The 16,378-nt window shown below is 51.0% G+C and carries 16 protein-coding genes; 9 read left to right on the top strand and 7 right to left on the bottom strand.

The features are described 5' to 3' along the window. Positions 1–174: 174 nt before the first annotated feature. Positions 175–1,692: a DUF3360 family protein gene (locus PsAD13_RS20745; protein WP_208986840.1), complete on the bottom strand. Its 1,518-nt coding sequence runs from the start codon at positions 1,690–1,692 to the stop codon at positions 175–177. Positions 1,693–2,718: 1,026 nt separating this feature from the next. Between PsAD13_RS20745 and PsAD13_RS20740 the strand changes: the two genes are divergently transcribed. The 3 genes from PsAD13_RS20740 to sfsA all read left to right on the top strand — a co-directional run bounded on the left by PsAD13_RS20740 (position 2,719) and on the right by sfsA (position 6,548). Further along, positions 2,719–4,134, top strand: coding sequence for a TrkH family potassium uptake protein (locus PsAD13_RS20740; protein ID WP_082831075.1), 1,416 nt, complete (start codon positions 2,719–2,721; stop codon positions 4,132–4,134). 234 nt (positions 4,135–4,368) lie between these two features. Then, positions 4,369–5,820 carry a TrkH family potassium uptake protein gene (locus tag PsAD13_RS20735; protein ID WP_063307918.1) on the top strand — a complete coding sequence of 484 codons (1,452 nt, stop codon included), beginning with the start codon at positions 4,369–4,371 and terminating at the stop codon, positions 5,818–5,820. A 23-nt stretch (positions 5,821–5,843) separates the two neighbouring features. Next, a complete protein-coding gene (sfsA, locus tag PsAD13_RS20730; RefSeq protein ID WP_063319341.1) occupies positions 5,844–6,548 on the top strand; it encodes a DNA/RNA nuclease SfsA in 705 nt (234 codons plus the stop codon). 698 nt (positions 6,549–7,246) lie between these two features. Here sfsA and gpt read toward each other — a convergent pair. From gpt to PsAD13_RS20710, 4 genes are all read right to left on the bottom strand, one after another. Then, on the bottom strand, positions 7,247–7,750 hold the full coding sequence (gpt, locus tag PsAD13_RS20725; RefSeq protein WP_057462537.1) for a xanthine phosphoribosyltransferase: 504 nt from the start codon (positions 7,748–7,750) through the stop codon (positions 7,247–7,249). 10 nt (positions 7,751–7,760) lie between these two features. Continuing rightward, entirely contained in the window at positions 7,761–8,501 is a 741-nt protein-coding gene (locus PsAD13_RS20720; RefSeq protein ID WP_063289540.1) for a competence/damage-inducible protein A, read from the bottom strand. A gap of 148 nt (positions 8,502–8,649) precedes the next feature. Further along, positions 8,650–9,849 carry an FAD-dependent oxidoreductase gene (locus PsAD13_RS20715; protein ID WP_063319340.1) on the bottom strand — a complete coding sequence of 400 codons (1,200 nt, stop codon included), beginning with the start codon at positions 9,847–9,849 and terminating at the stop codon, positions 8,650–8,652. A gap of 98 nt (positions 9,850–9,947) precedes the next feature. Beyond that, entirely contained in the window at positions 9,948–10,193 is a 246-nt protein-coding gene (locus PsAD13_RS20710; RefSeq protein WP_063292823.1) for a zinc-finger domain-containing protein, read from the bottom strand. A gap of 290 nt (positions 10,194–10,483) precedes the next feature. On the opposite strand from PsAD13_RS20710, the gene PsAD13_RS20705 reads away from it, so the two are divergent. From PsAD13_RS20705 to PsAD13_RS20680, 6 genes are all read left to right on the top strand, one after another. Further along, the gene (locus PsAD13_RS20705) at positions 10,484–11,236 is read left to right on the top strand and encodes an alpha/beta hydrolase (protein ID WP_063297991.1); all 753 of its coding nucleotides are present in this window, start codon (positions 10,484–10,486) and stop codon (positions 11,234–11,236) included. After that, positions 11,233–12,105 carry an alpha/beta hydrolase gene (locus tag PsAD13_RS20700; protein WP_063319339.1) on the top strand — a complete coding sequence of 291 codons (873 nt, stop codon included), beginning with the start codon at positions 11,233–11,235 and terminating at the stop codon, positions 12,103–12,105. Before PsAD13_RS20705 ends, PsAD13_RS20700 begins: the two co-directional genes overlap by 4 nt. A gap of 205 nt (positions 12,106–12,310) precedes the next feature. After that, positions 12,311–13,159, top strand: a complete 849-nt coding sequence (cysE, locus tag PsAD13_RS20695; protein WP_063289536.1) for a serine O-acetyltransferase — start codon at positions 12,311–12,313, stop codon at positions 13,157–13,159. A gap of 82 nt (positions 13,160–13,241) precedes the next feature. Beyond that, positions 13,242–13,457 carry a DUF3126 family protein gene (locus tag PsAD13_RS20690; protein WP_063289535.1) on the top strand — a complete coding sequence of 72 codons (216 nt, stop codon included), beginning with the start codon at positions 13,242–13,244 and terminating at the stop codon, positions 13,455–13,457. A gap of 260 nt (positions 13,458–13,717) precedes the next feature. Beyond that, on the top strand, positions 13,718–14,032 hold the full coding sequence (locus PsAD13_RS20685; protein ID WP_063289534.1) for a hypothetical protein: 315 nt from the start codon (positions 13,718–13,720) through the stop codon (positions 14,030–14,032). Positions 14,033–14,087: 55 nt separating this feature from the next. Continuing rightward, a complete protein-coding gene (locus tag PsAD13_RS20680) occupies positions 14,088–14,615 on the top strand; it encodes a gamma carbonic anhydrase family protein (protein WP_063319338.1) in 528 nt (175 codons plus the stop codon). 77 nt (positions 14,616–14,692) lie between these two features. Here the strand turns inward: PsAD13_RS20680 and PsAD13_RS20675 are convergent, their stop codons facing one another. Both PsAD13_RS20675 and PsAD13_RS20670 read right to left on the bottom strand, forming a co-directional pair. Continuing rightward, on the bottom strand, positions 14,693–15,313 hold the full coding sequence (locus PsAD13_RS20675; protein WP_063300844.1) for a transglutaminase-like cysteine peptidase: 621 nt from the start codon (positions 15,311–15,313) through the stop codon (positions 14,693–14,695). 367 nt (positions 15,314–15,680) lie between these two features. Continuing rightward, on the bottom strand, positions 15,681–16,316 hold the full coding sequence (locus tag PsAD13_RS20670) for a PilZ domain-containing protein (RefSeq protein ID WP_057462526.1): 636 nt from the start codon (positions 16,314–16,316) through the stop codon (positions 15,681–15,683). Positions 16,317–16,378: the final 62 nt, after the last annotated feature.

Raw genomic sequence — 16,378 nt, 5'->3', positions numbered from 1 at the left:
AGAGGAGTAGGGCTGCTTGGTGCCTATGAATTTGCCAGATGAAGGTGAGGTTGTCATCCGTACTGTGCGTTACTGACGTCAGGTTTTACGCAGGTGCGTATTGTCGCAGTGCCTAAGGAAACGAAAAAAGCGCACCGCTGGGCGATGCGCTTTTATGATTTGGTGTGGTTTAGCTTACAAGAGAGCTGGAATACCTGGGAGCATGCCAACTGCAGCCATTGCCAGAGTACAGATGATCACTGCACCTGCTGGAATGATGATGCGGTCTGCAAAGCTCAGACGTTCTGCACGTTCCTTGTCGCCAATGAGACCATTGTTGTCGAGGAACATGGTGATTGCCCATGCCAGAACAGGGTTGGTCACGATTGCTGCGAAGATGCAGATACCAGCGGAGTTGGTGTCGTTGCTGGATTTTACCATCTGCAGGCCAGCTTCCAGAAGTGGAAGGAACACACCAACCAGAAGAGCACAGGACATCACGGGCTGCCATACTGCTACGTCCATTGGGTAGCCGATGGTAGCGATAACGATGCACAGTGCGCCGAGCAGGATTGCGCCTGCAGGGATTGGACGCTTCGCGATTGCTGCTGGGATCATGTAGGTGCCCCAAGAGGAGGTGATGTTACCACCGCCGAAGAATGTGCCGGTGAACTGACGCAGGGAGCAGCAGGTCATGGTGTCATCAACGTCCATCAGAACTTTATCGGTGTTCTTAGGGTAGTTGAGTTCCTGGAAGATACGGTGACCAAGGAAGTCCGGAGACCACATTGCGACTGCCAGAATTGCCCAAGGCAGAGATGCAACGAAGTGGTTGAAGCTAGGGATGCCAAGCTGCCAGCCGGTCTCAGTAGATCCCCACCAGTACCATGGGTTCATGTTTGGCAGGCCAGGAGCTGTGGTGAACTGAAGGTCAACACCCGCGCCGAGTGCGAGCGCCAGAACAACCGCGATGACGGAGCAAGCTGGAATTGCGAGCCAGCGCTTACCGACCTTTGCGAGGAAGGCGTAGAGCACGATGTTGACGGCAAAGATTGCCAGAGCGACGTAAGAGAGGCTGTAAGCAAGGTCATGCTTCGCCTGCAGGCCGCCAGCCCAGCTGAAGAGGGATGTGATTTGCCCCTTTGCCCCCATGAAGCCAAGGAACACGAGCAAACCGCCAGCAACACCCTGACTGGTTAGGTTCACCAGACGAGAGCCACCTTTGAAGTAACTGAGGAGGAGGCCGAAGGCACAGACGAGTGCTGCCAGTGCCAGAGGGTGTGCGCCTGCAAGAGCGATGGAGCCAATGAGTGGGATCATTGGACCGTGGTTGCCTGCAAGGTTTGCACGTGGGTTGAGGAAACCAGAGCCGATGATGCAGAAGAGTAGGGCCGGGATGAGCATCTCAACGCGGACCACTTCAATGATCCACTCAGCACCAAGATTGACGTGTGGCCATTTTGCTGTGAGGCCGGTTGCCCATGCTGTCATAACCGCAGAGTACATCACGGAGATGCCGATTGTTCCTGCAATTGCGGGAACAAAATCTTCCATTTCAAAACGGAAGTCGCGGCCCGGCAGGTTGAGACCCCAACGGCGTGGTTTCATGATCTGGAGTTCGTGGTCCAGATAATCAGACCGTTGTTCGAACTCGCTCGCAGGCTTGTGTGCCTCGTTATAGGATTCTTCGTGTTTGTCTGTCTGCTGAAGCATAACAGCCATTCTCCATAAAACTGACGGAGGAAAGGAGAGTGTGACTTCACAGTGCTTGCTTGGTGAGCGAAGCTGATGAAGGCATCTCACGTCATGGCCTTGATTTCTGGTTTGCTGGGAGGAGTTGGAACCGTCAGGATTTTCGGGTTTTGAGTTGCAGCTTAATGGGAGGTGTTAAAGTGCAACTGCGTCAGCGGCTTCAAACTCGCTGTACCTTTCCTTCCGGGTTCCAGGGTCTTTTCAAGAGACCGTGCAAACCACAAATTCAGACCATGAATACCCTTCCCCTGTTCTTCAGTTCCGAAAGGCCCCTACCTGAAATGACGTAGGGAAGCTTACGGTGTTCAGCGAGAACTTGCAGAAGGATGCAGCTTAAATAAAATCGTATGAGTCTATCGCGTCATTGATGAAATCTATAAGACGGAAAACTGCGACAATATGAGCTATCTAATTGATTTTGTTGAATTGCCTTGTTTTTAGGTACTGTGAAATTTCAGGCTACAATATCTTATTTAAAACAACAGTATAATGAAATTAATTCACTTTGAGCGGGTGTTAAGGCTAATGAAAAACGTGATCTATGGATCACATCCTGTCGCGGTAGAATGACTTATAGGTAGTATTGTCGCAGCGCTGTGGGAACTTGTAATACAAGTGTTTTTCCGAGTTTAAATTGGACTTTGTTGACACCAAGTTGGCTTCACGCCCGGTAAAATTGTACATTGATGGCTATGCACTTTGCCGAGGTGAGAACATTCCGGATAAGAAAAAACTTGGCTGCCCCCTACTTTTGGCGTAGATAGGCGATCCATCCTGCCGGACTTATCTACGGGCTCGTTATGAGCCCCAAATTTTCACTTCCCAGTAACCTCAAAAATCATCGAACCGATTTGTTGTGTCTGTTTGCTGAGAAGTTTAACCGAGTTTCTGTAGGATTTGAGATTAAAGCGTGTTGGTGCGCTCGCCCGAGGCGAAGCCCATCTTGAAATGAGAGATATTATGGCACTGGTGGGTCCCGTATTACGGGTGCTTGGATATTTTCTGGTTGGGCTGGCTATTTTGATGCTGGCACCTGCATTGCTGGACATTTACTTCAGCAATCCAGACTGGATTGCGTTTGCACTCTCTTCTCTGTTTGTTGGTTTGCTTGGCCTGCTGCTTGCTGTTTCTACGGCCAACTACAAACTCGAACACCTCACCATTCGACAGGCGTTTTTGCTGACCACAGCATCGTGGGTTGTGATGCCAGTCTGCGGCGCTCTGCCCTTTCTCAGCCTTGGAATCGGCTTTGAGAACGCTTTTTTTGAGAGCGTCTCGGGGTTTACGACCACAGGTTCCACGGTTCTGATTGGTCTGGATGGTATGCCTCCGGGTTTGTTGTTCTGGCGTTCCCTGACCCAGTGGATCGGCGGTGTTGGCATCATCGTTATGGCGATCTTGCTCATGCCTTTGCTGCGTATTGGCGGGATGCAGCTGTTTCGGACAGAAAGTTCTGACCGCGGAGAGAAGATTGTTGCCCGTGCGACTGATCTGACGCGCTTGATTGGTGGCGTCTACATCATGCTGACGCTGACCTGCACAATCCTTTATGTGTTTTCTGGCATGACGTTGTTTGATGCAGTGAACCATGCAATGACGACATTATCCTCTGGCGGTTTTTCTACTCACGATGCGTCCTTTGCATATTTTGAGAGCACTGCAGCAGAATGGGTGGCTGTGGTCTTTATGCTGGCCTCAGGACTGCCGTTTGTTGTGCTGATCAAATCCTTGACCAAGAATCCGAAAGCACTTCTGCAGGATCCTCAGGCACGAGTCTTTATCTTTGTTATCATTGTCCTCTCCAGTTTGACTGCTCTGTATCTTGGCATTGAAAATAAGTTCACGTTTGGCCGTGCTGTGGTTGAAGCGCTGTTTGTGGTGATTTCAATCATCACCACAACGGGCTATGGACTTGGTGATTATACGGCGTGGGGCCCGCCGATGATGGGCTTCTTCCTGATGCTGACGTTTATTGGTGGCTGTACAGGCTCGACCAGTGGTGGCATCAAGATTTTCCGGTTTATCGTGTTCTTTGGCACTGTTCGTGCGTACATGAATAAGATGATCCGGCCTGATCAGGTGGTTCCTGTCCGGTATGGCGATACAAAGATCACGCCTGAACTGGCGTTCTCGGTTCTTGCGTTTTTAGTGGTCTATATGGCCACTGTGGGGTTGATTACCGTCATTCTTGGTGGACTGGGACTGGATCTGGTGACGGCTATGAGTGCAGCTACGACTGCGGTTTCTAATGTCGGTCCGGGACTTGGTGATGTGGTTGGCCCCGTTGGAAACTTTGCCGACATCCCCAACAGTGCGAAAATTGTACTTTCTGCGGCAATGTTGCTGGGGAGATTGGAACTCTTTACGGTGCTGGTGCTGTTTAATCCTCAATTCTGGCGTTGACGTTACGTCCCTGAAAGACTAGGGATTCCGTGCATTGAGCATGTTTGGGCTGTCCGGTTTCATTCTTGTTGTGTGAATAGGTAGTTGCCCGATTAATTCAATTGCCAGATATCACTAAGTGGCCTAAAACCAATGCTTCATAAATGTTTGAGAGCATACCGTTCCAATCTCGTCCGTTAAGGGACAACATGTGACTAGCGGGCGGGTTAAATTGGATTTTATATCGGCGGATTGATGTTGGTTTCCATACGACCGGTTTTAAGTGTGCTTGGGTACCTTTATGTCGGCCTCGCTGCTGCCATGCTTGTCCCTGCATTTGTGGATGTTGTGTCGCGTAATGCTGACTGGCAAGCCTTTATTATTTCATCGTTAATTACCGGTCTGGTTGGCATGTTGCTAATCGTGGCCATGGGTGGTGCGCTGCGTGACGGGCTGGACACACGCCAGACCTTTATCTTGACAACTCTATGCTGGGTCTCGTTGCCTGCGTTTGGGGCTCTGCCGTTTTTGTGGCTGGGTATTGCGTATGTTGATGCTGCGTTTGAGGCCGTGTCGGGATTCACCACCACCGGCTCTACTGTGCTGACGGGGCTTGATTCACTTCCGCCAGGGCTGCTTGTGTGGCGTTCGCTGATGCAGTGGATGGGCGGTGTTGGGATTGTCGTTATGGCGATCGTACTTTTGCCGTTCCTGCGCATTGGTGGAATGCAGCTGTTTCAGACAGAAAGCTCCGACCAGAGCGAGAAGATTGTTAGCCGTTCCATTGAGTTGATCCGCCTGATCAGTTTGACGTACCTGTTTCTGACCAGCCTTTGCATTGTTCTGTACTGGTTCTCTGGCATGACGATGTTTGATGCGTTCAACCATGGTCTCACGACAATTGCGACAGGTGGTTATTCCACGCATGATAATTCCTTCGGGTACTTTACCAATCCTGTGACCGGCTGGATTGCGGTCGTCTTCATGATTGTGGGAGCGCTGCCATTTGTGCTTATCATTCAGGCGTTGCGCGGGCAGCCGCTGTTGCTTTGGCGTGATCCGCAGGTACGGGCATTTTTGTGGCTGGTTGGTCTGATCTCTCTTGCTCTGACGATTTATCTCGGTACTTCTGGCAATGCTGATAGTTTTGGCAGTGCGATCCTGCAATCTGCGTTTAACGTGATTTCTGTGGTGACGGGCACTGGCTATGCCATGGGGGATTACACCTCCTGGGGTGCTCCGGTGATTGGACTTGCGTTTCTGCTCAAGTTTGTTGGTGGCTGTACAGGCTCGACAACGGGCGGCATCAAGGTCTTCCGTTTTCTCGTGTTCTTCGGAACTGTGATCGCGCATATGCGGCGGATGGTGCGGCCTAACCGTGTGATCTCTGTGAGCTATGGTAACACGCACCTGACACCAGAACTGACGTTCTCCGTTCTTGCGTTCCTTGTGGTTTACATCGGTACAGTTGGTATTCTGACGTTGATCTTGTCCCTGTTCCATCTGGATCTGGTGACCGCTGTGTCTGCCGCCGCGACATCCGTTGGTAACGTTGGCCCGGGCCTTGGCACCATGATCGGGCCATCTGGCAACTTTGCGGCGCTGCCTGATCCGGTGAAATGGATCTTGTGCGCCGCGATGTTGCTGGGGCGTCTGGAACTGTTCACGGTTCTTATTCTTCTGGACCCTGATTTCTGGTCCAAATAATCTGAGTAATTTGGAAGGTCGCTATGCGATTTGATGTACCGCTGGTCACTGGCCGGCTGATTAAGCGTTACAAACGGTTTCTGGCTGATGTGGCCCTTGATGATGGCGGTGCTGAAATCACAGCGCACTGTGCCAACTCGGGCTCCATGATGGGTTTGAAAGATCCGGGCATTAAGGTCTGGCTGACGCCTAATGATGATCCGAAGCGCAAGTTGAAATACTCTTGGGAAATGCTCGAGATTGACGGTGCGATGGTGGGTATCAATACCAGTCGTCCGAATGGCCTGGTCGAAGAGGCGATTGAAGCAGGGCGTATTCCTGAGCTTGTCGGTTATGAAAAGCTTCGCCGTGAAGTGAAGTATGGCAAGAACTCCCGCATCGACATTTTGCTGGAAGGTGAGGGCGACAAGCGCACCTATGTTGAGGTGAAAAACGTTACGCTGGCCCGCGAAGGTGGGATTGCCGAGTTCCCGGATGCTGTGACCGCGCGTGGGGCAAAGCATCTGGATGAGCTTGCTGATATGGTCCGGGAAGGCCATCGTTCTGCTATGGTGTTTCTGATCCAGCGTGATGATTGCGATGTGCTTGTTCTGGCGCGTGATATTGACCCGAAATATGGTGAGGCTTTTGATGCGGCTGTAAAGGCAGGTGTTGAAGTCTACGCGATTGGATGCCGGCTGGATACTGATGAGATCATAGCTGATCGGGGCATCGAGGTGCGGTGTTGAGGCAGGCGAGAGCCTAACGAATAGCATGGTATCTGATGATGCGTGTACACCCGCACGATAAGCACCGCATAGCCTCCCATGCAGTGTTGGACCAGAGTTCCCGAAGGTCGGGATGAGCAAGGCGGCAGGCAACGCCTGCGCTACTTGTTAGAAATGAGTCTTTGGCATTGGCTACGCGCCTTGCCCGGGCATTTTGATATGGACAACATCGCCTCTTATCCTGAAAGACACGATAGCCAGTTTCCTGGAAAGACAACGGCTTTGCTTTGGCAAGTTTCCCGGCCTAAACAGGCCCTCTGTCCCTGACATTTATTGCTCTGACTAACAAATGCCACTGCGTGATGCCCCTCAAGCTTGGGCCCTTCCTCTCAGACCATGCAGTCACGTCTGAAAATCGGTTCCACCGGACCTTTGAAAGATGCGTTACCTCTCTCAAAAGCCCCACCCAGCCCACGACACGCTGACGGACGGTCCGCCAACTGCCCGTCACGTGGGGATGAAGTTAGTATGGGGGCACATTTGAGCGAGGGGGATAAGTTTGTCTAAGATAGCCGCTAGTCCGGTGTTATTCATCGCCTCGTCTCGTGCTGCCAAAATGCATTCGTGAAGGTTGGATCATTACCGGCTTATGAACGGAAAAAGCCCCGGCGGTGAGGCCGAGGCTTTTGAAACTCTTATGCAGAATTCCGGCGGGCTGATTAGCCTGCTGTATCTTTAGAGATTGGCGGCTGGAACTGCATGCCCAGATCCCATGGGAAGTACACCCAGGTATCCTGAGAAACTTCAGTCACAATGGTATCAGCCAGATCGCGACCCATTGGCTTGGCGTATACGGTTGCAAAGTGTGCTTTTGGCAGCATTTCGCGAACAACTTTTGCAGTCTTACCGGTGTCGACCAGATCGTCGATGATGAGAATGCCTTCACCGCCTTCAGAGCCGACCACTTTCGGGTCGATTGGCTTGATGACCTTCAACTCGCCCTGATCGTCGTAGTCGTGGTAAGATGCAATGCAAACTGTTTCGATGGTGCGAACACCCAATTCGCGCGCAATAATGCCAGCTGGAACAAGGCCACCACGTGTGATGGCTACAATCGCTGTAAATTCGCCTTTGTCGGCGAGGCGCCAAGAGAGGGCACGGCAATCGCGGTGGAATTGGTCCCAAGAGACCGGGAATGCTTTGGATTGCTGCTGATTATCCATGTGTCTTCTTTCAAAGAAATTTTGTCTTTGCAGCTTCTACGGCTGCTCGGACGGCTTCACTGGCCTGTTCCAGTACATCATTTGACCTAGATCGCACAACAACCTGTGTGGAAAATACTCCATCTTTTGACTGCGGATAGGAGCCAATTGAGGTTTCGGGGAAGTTTTTCTGGATTTCCCCTAGGTCTGTGGCAATGCGACTCTCAGGAAGAGTGGCTTCAATAGTCACAGAAAGCATCTTTTGACTGGTTTTCAGCGTTGGTGCGATGGCATCGACCATGGATTGCATGATGGCTGGTACGCCTGCCATGACGTGCACGTTTTCCATTCTGAAGCCGGGTGCGATAGACACCTTGTTTTCAATCAGGTCGGCGCCATCAGGAAGGCGGGCCATGCGCTTGCGGGCAGGGGTAAAGTTCTCAGCGCCGTAGTGATCTTCCAGAAGCTTGTAAGCGCGTGGGTCCAGATCAATTGAGACACCAAAAGCCTTTGCGATGGCATCTGCTGTGATGTCATCATGTGTCGGGCCGATTCCGCCGGATGTGAACACGTAGGTGTATTCTGCGCGTAGAGCGTTGACGGCTTCGACGATCTTTTCTTCTACGTCAGGCACGACACGCACTTCAGACAGGTCGATGCCGATATCCGTGAGATAGCTTGCCAGAAAGCCGATGTTTTTATCTTTGGTGCGGCCAGACAGGATTTCATCGCCAATAACGACATATCCCGCTGTGATGATCTTATTGGTCATGGCTTTCTGTATTCCTGAAATATGGGTGGCTTTAACGGCCAGAGCGTGTCGCGTTCATCTGCATTCACGCGCCAAGCTATAGCTGCTTATTCTTATGCGCATTCTTACCCGAAAACCGGACCCACTTTTCGGGAATACGTATCAGTTTTTAGTCGGTATGGTCTTCCGGCGTCCATTCATAGATCCAGTTAAACCGATCAAGAAGCTGACTTGGGGTGTTGGAGCGCATGACGAGATCTCGTGCAATACGAAGAGGGAAGCCCATATGGTAGACCCAGTCATTCCACTTAACGAGCTTGCTCATTTTCTCAATGCGTGGACGGCGAGCAGTCTCATAGGCTTGCAGGGCCTGCGGTGTTGCGCCGTGTTTGTCGACCATTTTGGACAGGACTGCAGCATCTTCGATTGCCATTGCAGCGCCTTGAGCTGAAAACGGTAGGATCGCGTGGGCGGCGTCACCAATAAGAGTAACAGGACCCTGGGTCCATGCAGGGCGGGTGTCGACCTCGCATAATGACCAACGGGTCCATGTTTCCGGCAGGTAGACCAGACGCAAGGCCTCTGGAGCCCAGTTGCGAAAGTGCTTGCGGACATGATCACTGCCAACCGGATGGGACCAGCTGTCTTCTTCCCAGTCTTCCCTCGTGATGGCGACGATGTTGAGCAGCTTGCCATTCTTTACTGGATACTGAACCAGATGGGCGTCGCGAGCGAGCCACAGGCCTGAGGTGCTCAGGAGAGGTTCCAGATTGAAGGGTGGTTCTGCTGTTGCTCTGTAGGCTACGAAACCGGTGTGTTTGGCAGGTGCGCCACCCAATGTGGTCTGGCGGATGCTTGAACGGACACCGTCAGCGCCGATGAGCAGGTCAAACTGATCCGGTATACCTGCAAGAGCTTCTGAGAAAGCCGCTCCCTTGAGCGTGACAGTGTCACCGTTGATTTCGGCGGATTCTACCTTAGTATCCAGCCGCAGAGTGACTTCCGGTGTGTTCTGGACAGCTTCCAATAACAGCTGTTGCAGATCTGCCCGGTGAATCACATAGTATGGAGCGCCATATCGGTCTTCGGCAATGCGGCCAAGCGGAACGGTTGCAAGTTGTGAGCCATCCTGACCGGAGCGTATATTGACGCTGGCCGGAGAGACGGCTCTGGACATGAGTGCAGGGCCTAAGCCAAGAGCCTGCAAACATCTCATTGCATTGGGAGATAGCTGAATTCCGGCGCCGACTTCGGAAAGCTCTGGGGCCGCGTCGAACAGGAAAACACTGTGGCCCTTACGGGCAAGGTATAACGCAGCTGTAAGTCCGGCGATCCCGGCTCCTGCGATAGCAATATTTTTTGGTATCATTACGCAGCTTGCCTGCCGTGCATTGCCTGAGGTTATCGGGATCAGGCAAAGCAATGTGATTACGGTTTATTCGTTTTATCGATCAGATAATGAGGTTGTTAGGCCGCATCAGGTGCCCAGGCGCAGTCAGCCGGATTAGATTCTGCAGAACCGAGTGCAGCATCGTAGTGGTAAAGCGTTGAGCAGTATGGGCAGATTATGTTGTCATCAGCACCCATGTCGAGGAAAACGTGTGGGTGGTCCTGTGGGGGGCGTGCGCCAATGCACATAAATTCTTTGGCGCCGATTTTAATGGCGTCAACGCCATTGGTGTTGTGAAAGTGGGGTACGACTTTACCGGCCATTTTTTCGCCAAGCTCCATGGAACAAAAATTTGCCGCCGACATTAAATTGGTTCTGGTTAAAAAGACAGTTTTTCTCGCTGATTGATTGCCTCGAGATCGATGCGGTCCACAACTGTACTGCGTTTTTTCACCTAGGACCGAGGTTTTACCGCGGAACTGGTGTTCTCTCAGCCTCTGTGAATAGTTGATGGACTAGTCCAAATTGATAGTTCTTTGGCCTTTTCTTTCTCCACCCTTACATTTACCCTCCCATGATCCCATAGTTTTCCTTTACGTAAACGTTAGGTAATATGCCAATATTCAATAACAATGATCACCCTATCGCTTATCTTGATGAAGGAGAGGGTGATCCGATCCTGCTGATCCACGGATTCGCATCCAACAAGTTCGTCAACTGGGTATATCCCGGCTGGGTTGATTTGTTGGTGAAGGATGGCCGCCGTGTGATTGCGATTGATAATCGTGGTCATGGTGAAAGCTACAAGTACTACAATGCAGAGGATTATGGCGCTCCGGTTATGGCCGAAGATGCGCTGAAACTGCTGGATCATCTTTATATCGATAAAGCGGACTTGCTTGGCTATTCCATGGGCACCCGCATTTCTGCGTTTTGTGCGCTGCAAGCGCCGGATCGGGTGCGCTCGCTGTCGCTTGGCGGGATGGGGTATGGTTTGATTTCTGGTGTTGGTAATCCTGAGCCAATCATTGAAGGATTGTTGGCTGACAAGATCTCTGATGTGAAAGACCGGACGGGTCGTGCCTTCAGAGCCTTTGCAGAGCAGACCAAATCAGACCGGCGGGCGCTTGCTGCGTGTATGCAGTCAGCCCGGAAGCCTATTTCTGAGGATATGGTATCTAAGATTACGGCACCGACACTTGTTGCTGTTGGTACAAACGATGACGTGGCCGGTGATCCAAAGGCGCTTGCTGATCTTATGCCGAATGCCAGTTATCTGGAGATTACCAACCGGGACCATATGACCGCTGTTGGCGACAAGATTTTCAAAAAAGGCACATTAGAGTTTTTGGAGCAATTTTCATGAATAGAGGCACCCACGAATTTATCGGAGCCGATGGCAACCGCATTGTTGCAGACCGGTTCGGCTCAAAAGGCCAGCCGGTGATGATGATGCATGGTGGCGGGCAGACGAGACATTCGTGGGGCAAGACTGCTGAGATGATCGCCAATGCAGGTATGCAGGCGTTCTGTCTTGATATGCGTGGGCACGGTGACAGTGCGTGGGTTGAAGGGGAGAAGTACTTCTTTTCTGACTTCGGCGCAGATGTTGCTGCAGCTGCCTCGCAAATCTATGAGGAAACCGGTTTCAAGCCAATTGCGATCGGTGCTTCTTTGGGTGGTCTTGCGTCTATTCTGGCTGAGGGGGCTTTGCGTCCTGGCGTTCTGGCTGGCGTTATTCTGGTTGACGTGACCCCGCGCCTAGATGAAGGCGGGGTGAGCAAGATCCTGTCGTTTATGGCTGAAAAGGTTGAGGACGGGTTTGGCAGTGTGGAAGAAGCGGCGGACATGATTGCCTCTTATCTTCCGCATCGAAAGCGGCCCAAGACATTGGACGGCCTTTCGAAAAACCTGCGTTTACGGGATGATGGGCGCTATCGCTGGCACTGGGACCCTCGCTTTATCACGCATCACGCTGATCGTGCTGATATAAAAGATAAGGTGCAGAGTGAGTTGTTGGAGGCAGCAGCTAATCTCAAAGTGCCGAGTATGCTTGTTCGTGGAGCGGCATCAGAGCTTGTGAAGCAGAGCCATGTCGATGAATTTCTCGCATTGGTTCCCCATGCACAATTCACAGATGTGAAAGAAGCTGGTCATATGGTGGCAGGTGATGTGAATGATATTTTCACTGCTGCGATCATGCCATTTTTAAAAGAGTACCAAGCGGCAGCTTAAAATTAGAATCAGTTTCTGATTTTTGAAGAAAATGTAGGTTCACTTTCTAATTGTCTATGCAGGTTTGGTACGCGCTTTCTCTAATGGCAATACTGCGTGATGTACTATAGGCGGATAATTCATAGTGAGTGGGTGGGGCTTGGATCGAGACAGTCTGCACCTATGTAAGGTTGAATAGGTCCTATCCATAAAGGAACGCTCTTTCATGGTGCAATTTTCTTCAAGTAGCCCCAAGGAGTTCGCATCGCATGATCCTGTTTGGGATCGCGTGAAAGCCGAAGCCCAGGCGATGGCCAGCTCTGAGCCAGCACTTGCGTCTTTTGTTTACGAGACGGTGCTGAACCACTCTTCTCTAGAGGAAGCGATTGTTCATCGTGTGGCTGACCGGCTAGGCCATGTGGTTGTCTCTTCTTCTCTTATTCGCCAGACTTATCTGGATGTTCTGGATCAGGCACCTGATATTGTTCAGGCCTTCCGTGTTGATCTGGGTGCTGTTTTTGATCGTGATCCTGCCTGTGACCGATTCCTGGAGCCTCTGCTTTATTTCAAAGGGTTCCATGCGCTGCAGACACACCGGTTAGCCAACTGGTTGTGGAAGCAGGGGCGAGAGGATTTCGCGCTTTACCTGCAAAGCCGTTGCTCTGAAGTGTTCCAGATGGATATTCATCCTCAGGTGCCTATCGGGCGTGGTGTTTTCTTTGACCACGGTACCGGCATCGTGGTTGGCGGAACTGCTGTGATTGAAGACGATGTCTCTATTCTGCAAGGTGTGACACTTGGTGGTACGGGCAAGGTCTCTGGCGACCGTCATCCGAAGATCCGTCAGGGCGTGCTGATTGGTGCAGGTGCCAAAGTTCTAGGCAATCTGGAAATTGGCCATTGCTCACGTGTTGCAGCAGGATCTGTGGTTCTTAAAGACGTTGATCCGTGCACGACTGTGGCGGGTGTTCCTGCCAAGGTTGTGGGTGAAGCTGGTTGCGACCAGCCGGCTCGTGCCATGGATCAAATGATCGGTCAAGGTCAAGGACTTTCCTCGCAAAACAAACAAGGATAAGCTAGTTTCCTAGGGTTGGCAGGACGATAAACTTGTATAGTTTGTGCCCCAAGTTTGAAGTGAAATTGGTAAGGAGACGGCTGTGAAGCCTGATGAAATTCGTAAGGTGCAAACCTACATGCGCAATACTTTCAAGTCGCCAGAACTTGAAGTGCGTGCGCGTCCTCGTAAAGATGATTCCGCAGAAGTTTATATCAAGGATGAGTTTCTTGGCGTTATCTTCCGCGACGAGGAAGATGGCGAACTGAGCTGGAACTTCCAGATGGCTATCCTTGATATTGACGTGGAAGGCCTCTAAGGCTTCACGCAAAATCTGATTGATTTGAAGGGCTCCGTTTTGGGGCCCTTTTTGCATCAAAATGAGACTCCTAAGGGCTGTGGGCGTCCTGAATTGAAACGGGATGGAGTTTGTTCACCTGCCTTTATTTCCTATGCGGATTTCATATGTAAATATTAACAGGAGGTTAACTCGAGGATAGCACGCGGCATAGGAATTGCTTTCAACTGCACAGTAACGCGTTTGAGCTGGATTGAGCCAGCTGAGAATGGGGGAAGTGCATGCTAGGCGATTTGCTGTTGGCCGCGTTTATAGCGGCTTCTGGTTTTGTGACTGCGGGAATTCTGGGTAGCTTCTATCACTTGGTGACTGGGGAGCCGCCGCGATTTTTTGCTGAGATGAAAGGGCCTCTGTCCTGGCTTATTGTCGTTGGGTTATGGCTTGTTGCTGGTCCTTTTATATTTATGCGCAATGCTATCCAAGGTTATTACCGAGAGTCATTTAGCCCAAAGATGCTGGCCGCCGCAGGAGGGCTCACCGCTATGTGGAGCATTCTTTCCGGTACGTTTGTTTTGAGTTTTCTCTTGGCACTTTGAGCAAGCCATATGCTAGATTGCGCGGGATTTGATTTGTGCAATCTAGGAGAACCTTGTGCCTTTTTATAAGCTTGGAGACAGAAGCCCTAATGTTCCTGAAAATGGAAACTACTGGGTCGCGCCATGTGCAAGTCTGATTGGGCATGTGCAGTTGGATGAAGAAGCGAATATTTGGTTTGGCGCTGTTTTGCGCGGTGACAATGAGCTTATCCATATTGGTGCGCGTTCCAACATTCAGGACGGATCGGTTCTTCATACAGATTTGGGGTATCCGCTGGTTGTTGGCGCAAACTGTACGGTTGGTCACAAGGCGATTTTGCATGGGTGCACTGTGGGGGAGGGCTCGCTTATTGGCATGGGCGTGACAATCTTGAACGGCGCTAAGATTGGTAAGGGCTGTATCATCGGCGCAAATGCACTGGTTCCTGAAGGCAAGGTTATTCCAGATGGTTCTCTGGTTGTGGGAATGCCGGGGAAGGTGGTTCGTGAGTTGGATGATGAAGCTCAGGCCATGCTTATCCGCTCAGCAGATGGCTACGTGATGAATGCACAGCGCTTTAAAGAGCAGCTGGTTGAACTCTGAAGCCATCACGACTTTTGAAAACAAAACAAGCCGCGGCATTTCCCGCGGCTTTGTTGTTTGCCAAGATCTTGGCAGCTTTATTCTGGAATACTTGCAACGGTGGTGACGCGTTTATCCGAAATAGCGGACCAAGCAGAAGCATGGCGAGCGGACTGGCGTTTCACGTAGCGGTATGGGGTTGAATACCAAGGCAAGATTGAAGAGATCTGATTGTCGAGAATGAGATCTCCCTGATCAGTGCGCACGCTTAAGACAGCGTGCCCGCCGTTACTCAGGTCTTTCACGACCGTTATGAGCAGGGAGCTTGGCGGCCAGCCCAAGGCAATGAGTTGCCGCTGTTTTTCCAGAACGTACTCTTCGCAATCACCCGCACCTTGCGGGTATGTCCAGTATTCAGGCACTCCGAACAGTTGCTCGTCTGTTAGCGGGCGAACTTGTGTATTGATTGAGGCGTTTACATCCAGCAATTCCTGCCAGCGCTCTTTGGTCAAGCGGACAACCAGCGGCGTGTTGGTACCATAGCGGCACTGTTGCGGGTAGTTTTGACAGAATTCGATATGACCAACGGGGGCAGTGGCTTGTCCGATAATTGGCATAAAGCGTCCTGGAACTTGCTCAGCGTGAGCCTGAGACAGGCTGATTAGCCCACCCAATGCGACCCCCAAAACACTTTTCGCGAACAGCTTATACTCAAACACAAGTAGCGCCCTCCAATCATGGCAGGCTCTACTTTCCTTCGCGCATTTTTATTTGGTTATAATCTTTAAAGTCAGTATTTAATCAAAATTGAGCAGTATTTAAATCAAGATTGAATATCAGTTAAATCAATATTTCATAAAATAAGAGTCAATATTAATTCAAATTGTAATTATACTAAGACTCCGCAGGAAACTGGAGTTTCTGATGAGACCTAACGAGAGTTTTATGGTTTAGTTACAGTTAATTAGAGAGTTGGCATGTGAAGCTGTGTCAGTTGCATGTAATTCTCACTGCAAATATTTTTTTATAAATTTATCGAAAAGCTGAGGCTTAACCGTTGATAAGACAGGAATCGGTCTGGCTGGCTTAGCGCTTTTCAGCGTTGGAGATATGGTGCTCCAGCAGTTCCTTATTCTGGACGGTGGCGAATTCGACTGCGACGCCTTCTTCAAAGTGGCGAACGATCCGCGCACGCATCTTACCAAGCGTGATTGGTGTTCCAAGTGCTGGACGTACATCTGTCTTGAGTGCTGCGCCAGAGAGGGAGACATCCACAATGCGGCAGGCGTATTCTCTGCCGTCTGGCAAAATGATCTTCGTAATCGGGTTCTTTGGAGTGAAGCGATCAAATCTGCGATCTTCTGGCAGATTAAGCTCGTCTTTGTTGGCCAGCCAAGTCAGGACAGAAGCCAGCTTATCGCGCTTGCGTGCACTGGCATTGAGCGTCATTGCAAAGCCGCCATCGATCTCGCGGACGATCTTTCCTTCAACGCGACCAATGTGATCGAGATAAGCGACAACGCGCTCGCCAACTTCGCCCATTACCGGAGAGATAAAGGCGGCGCCACCAGGTGACATGTTGACGACCTGGCAAGGGTACTCACGTCGGTTTTCCAGCATGAAACGGCCCAGCACGTTGATTTCAACGCGAGAAAAACGGCGTCTGTCAGGTGCTTTTGCCGCTAGTGCAGCAATTCTGTTGGTCGCTGTGCGCCCTGCCATTTTCCTAGGAATCCCGACTACGCGATTATTGACTAGTAGAAACTTGGGTCACACCCTAGGAA

It is taken from the genome of Pseudovibrio sp. Ad13 (genome assembly GCF_001623225.1).
Taxonomy (GTDB): domain Bacteria; phylum Pseudomonadota; class Alphaproteobacteria; order Rhizobiales; family Stappiaceae; genus Pseudovibrio.
Note: the sequence above shows the minus strand (reverse complement) of the source record. Positions and strands in the feature narration are given on the sequence as shown.

Bases quoted from the DNA above. Each gene is read 5' to 3' on its own strand.
- PsAD13_RS20745 (WP_208986840.1), bottom strand. From the start codon at position 1,692: ATGCTTCAGCAGACAGACAAACACGAAGAATCCTATAACGAGGCACAC.
- PsAD13_RS20735 (WP_063307918.1), top strand. From the start codon at position 4,369: ATGTTGGTTTCCATACGACCGGTTTTAAGTGTGCTTGGGTACCTTTAT.
- sfsA (WP_063319341.1), top strand. From the start codon at position 5,844: ATGCGATTTGATGTACCGCTGGTCACTGGCCGGCTGATTAAGCGTTAC.
- gpt (WP_057462537.1), bottom strand. From the start codon at position 7,750: ATGGATAATCAGCAGCAATCCAAAGCATTCCCGGTCTCTTGGGACCAA.
- PsAD13_RS20720 (WP_063289540.1), bottom strand. From the start codon at position 8,501: ATGACCAATAAGATCATCACAGCGGGATATGTCGTTATTGGCGATGAA.
- PsAD13_RS20715 (WP_063319340.1), bottom strand. From the start codon at position 9,849: ATGATACCAAAAAATATTGCTATCGCAGGAGCCGGGATCGCCGGACTT.
- PsAD13_RS20710 (WP_063292823.1), bottom strand. From the start codon at position 10,193: ATGGCCGGTAAAGTCGTACCCCACTTTCACAACACCAATGGCGTTGAC.
- PsAD13_RS20705 (WP_063297991.1), top strand. From the start codon at position 10,484: ATGCCAATATTCAATAACAATGATCACCCTATCGCTTATCTTGATGAA.
- PsAD13_RS20700 (WP_063319339.1), top strand. From the start codon at position 11,233: ATGAATAGAGGCACCCACGAATTTATCGGAGCCGATGGCAACCGCATT.
- cysE (WP_063289536.1), top strand. From the start codon at position 12,311: ATGGTGCAATTTTCTTCAAGTAGCCCCAAGGAGTTCGCATCGCATGAT.
- PsAD13_RS20685 (WP_063289534.1), top strand. From the start codon at position 13,718: ATGCTAGGCGATTTGCTGTTGGCCGCGTTTATAGCGGCTTCTGGTTTT.
- PsAD13_RS20670 (WP_057462526.1), bottom strand. From the start codon at position 16,316: ATGGCAGGGCGCACAGCGACCAACAGAATTGCTGCACTAGCGGCAAAA.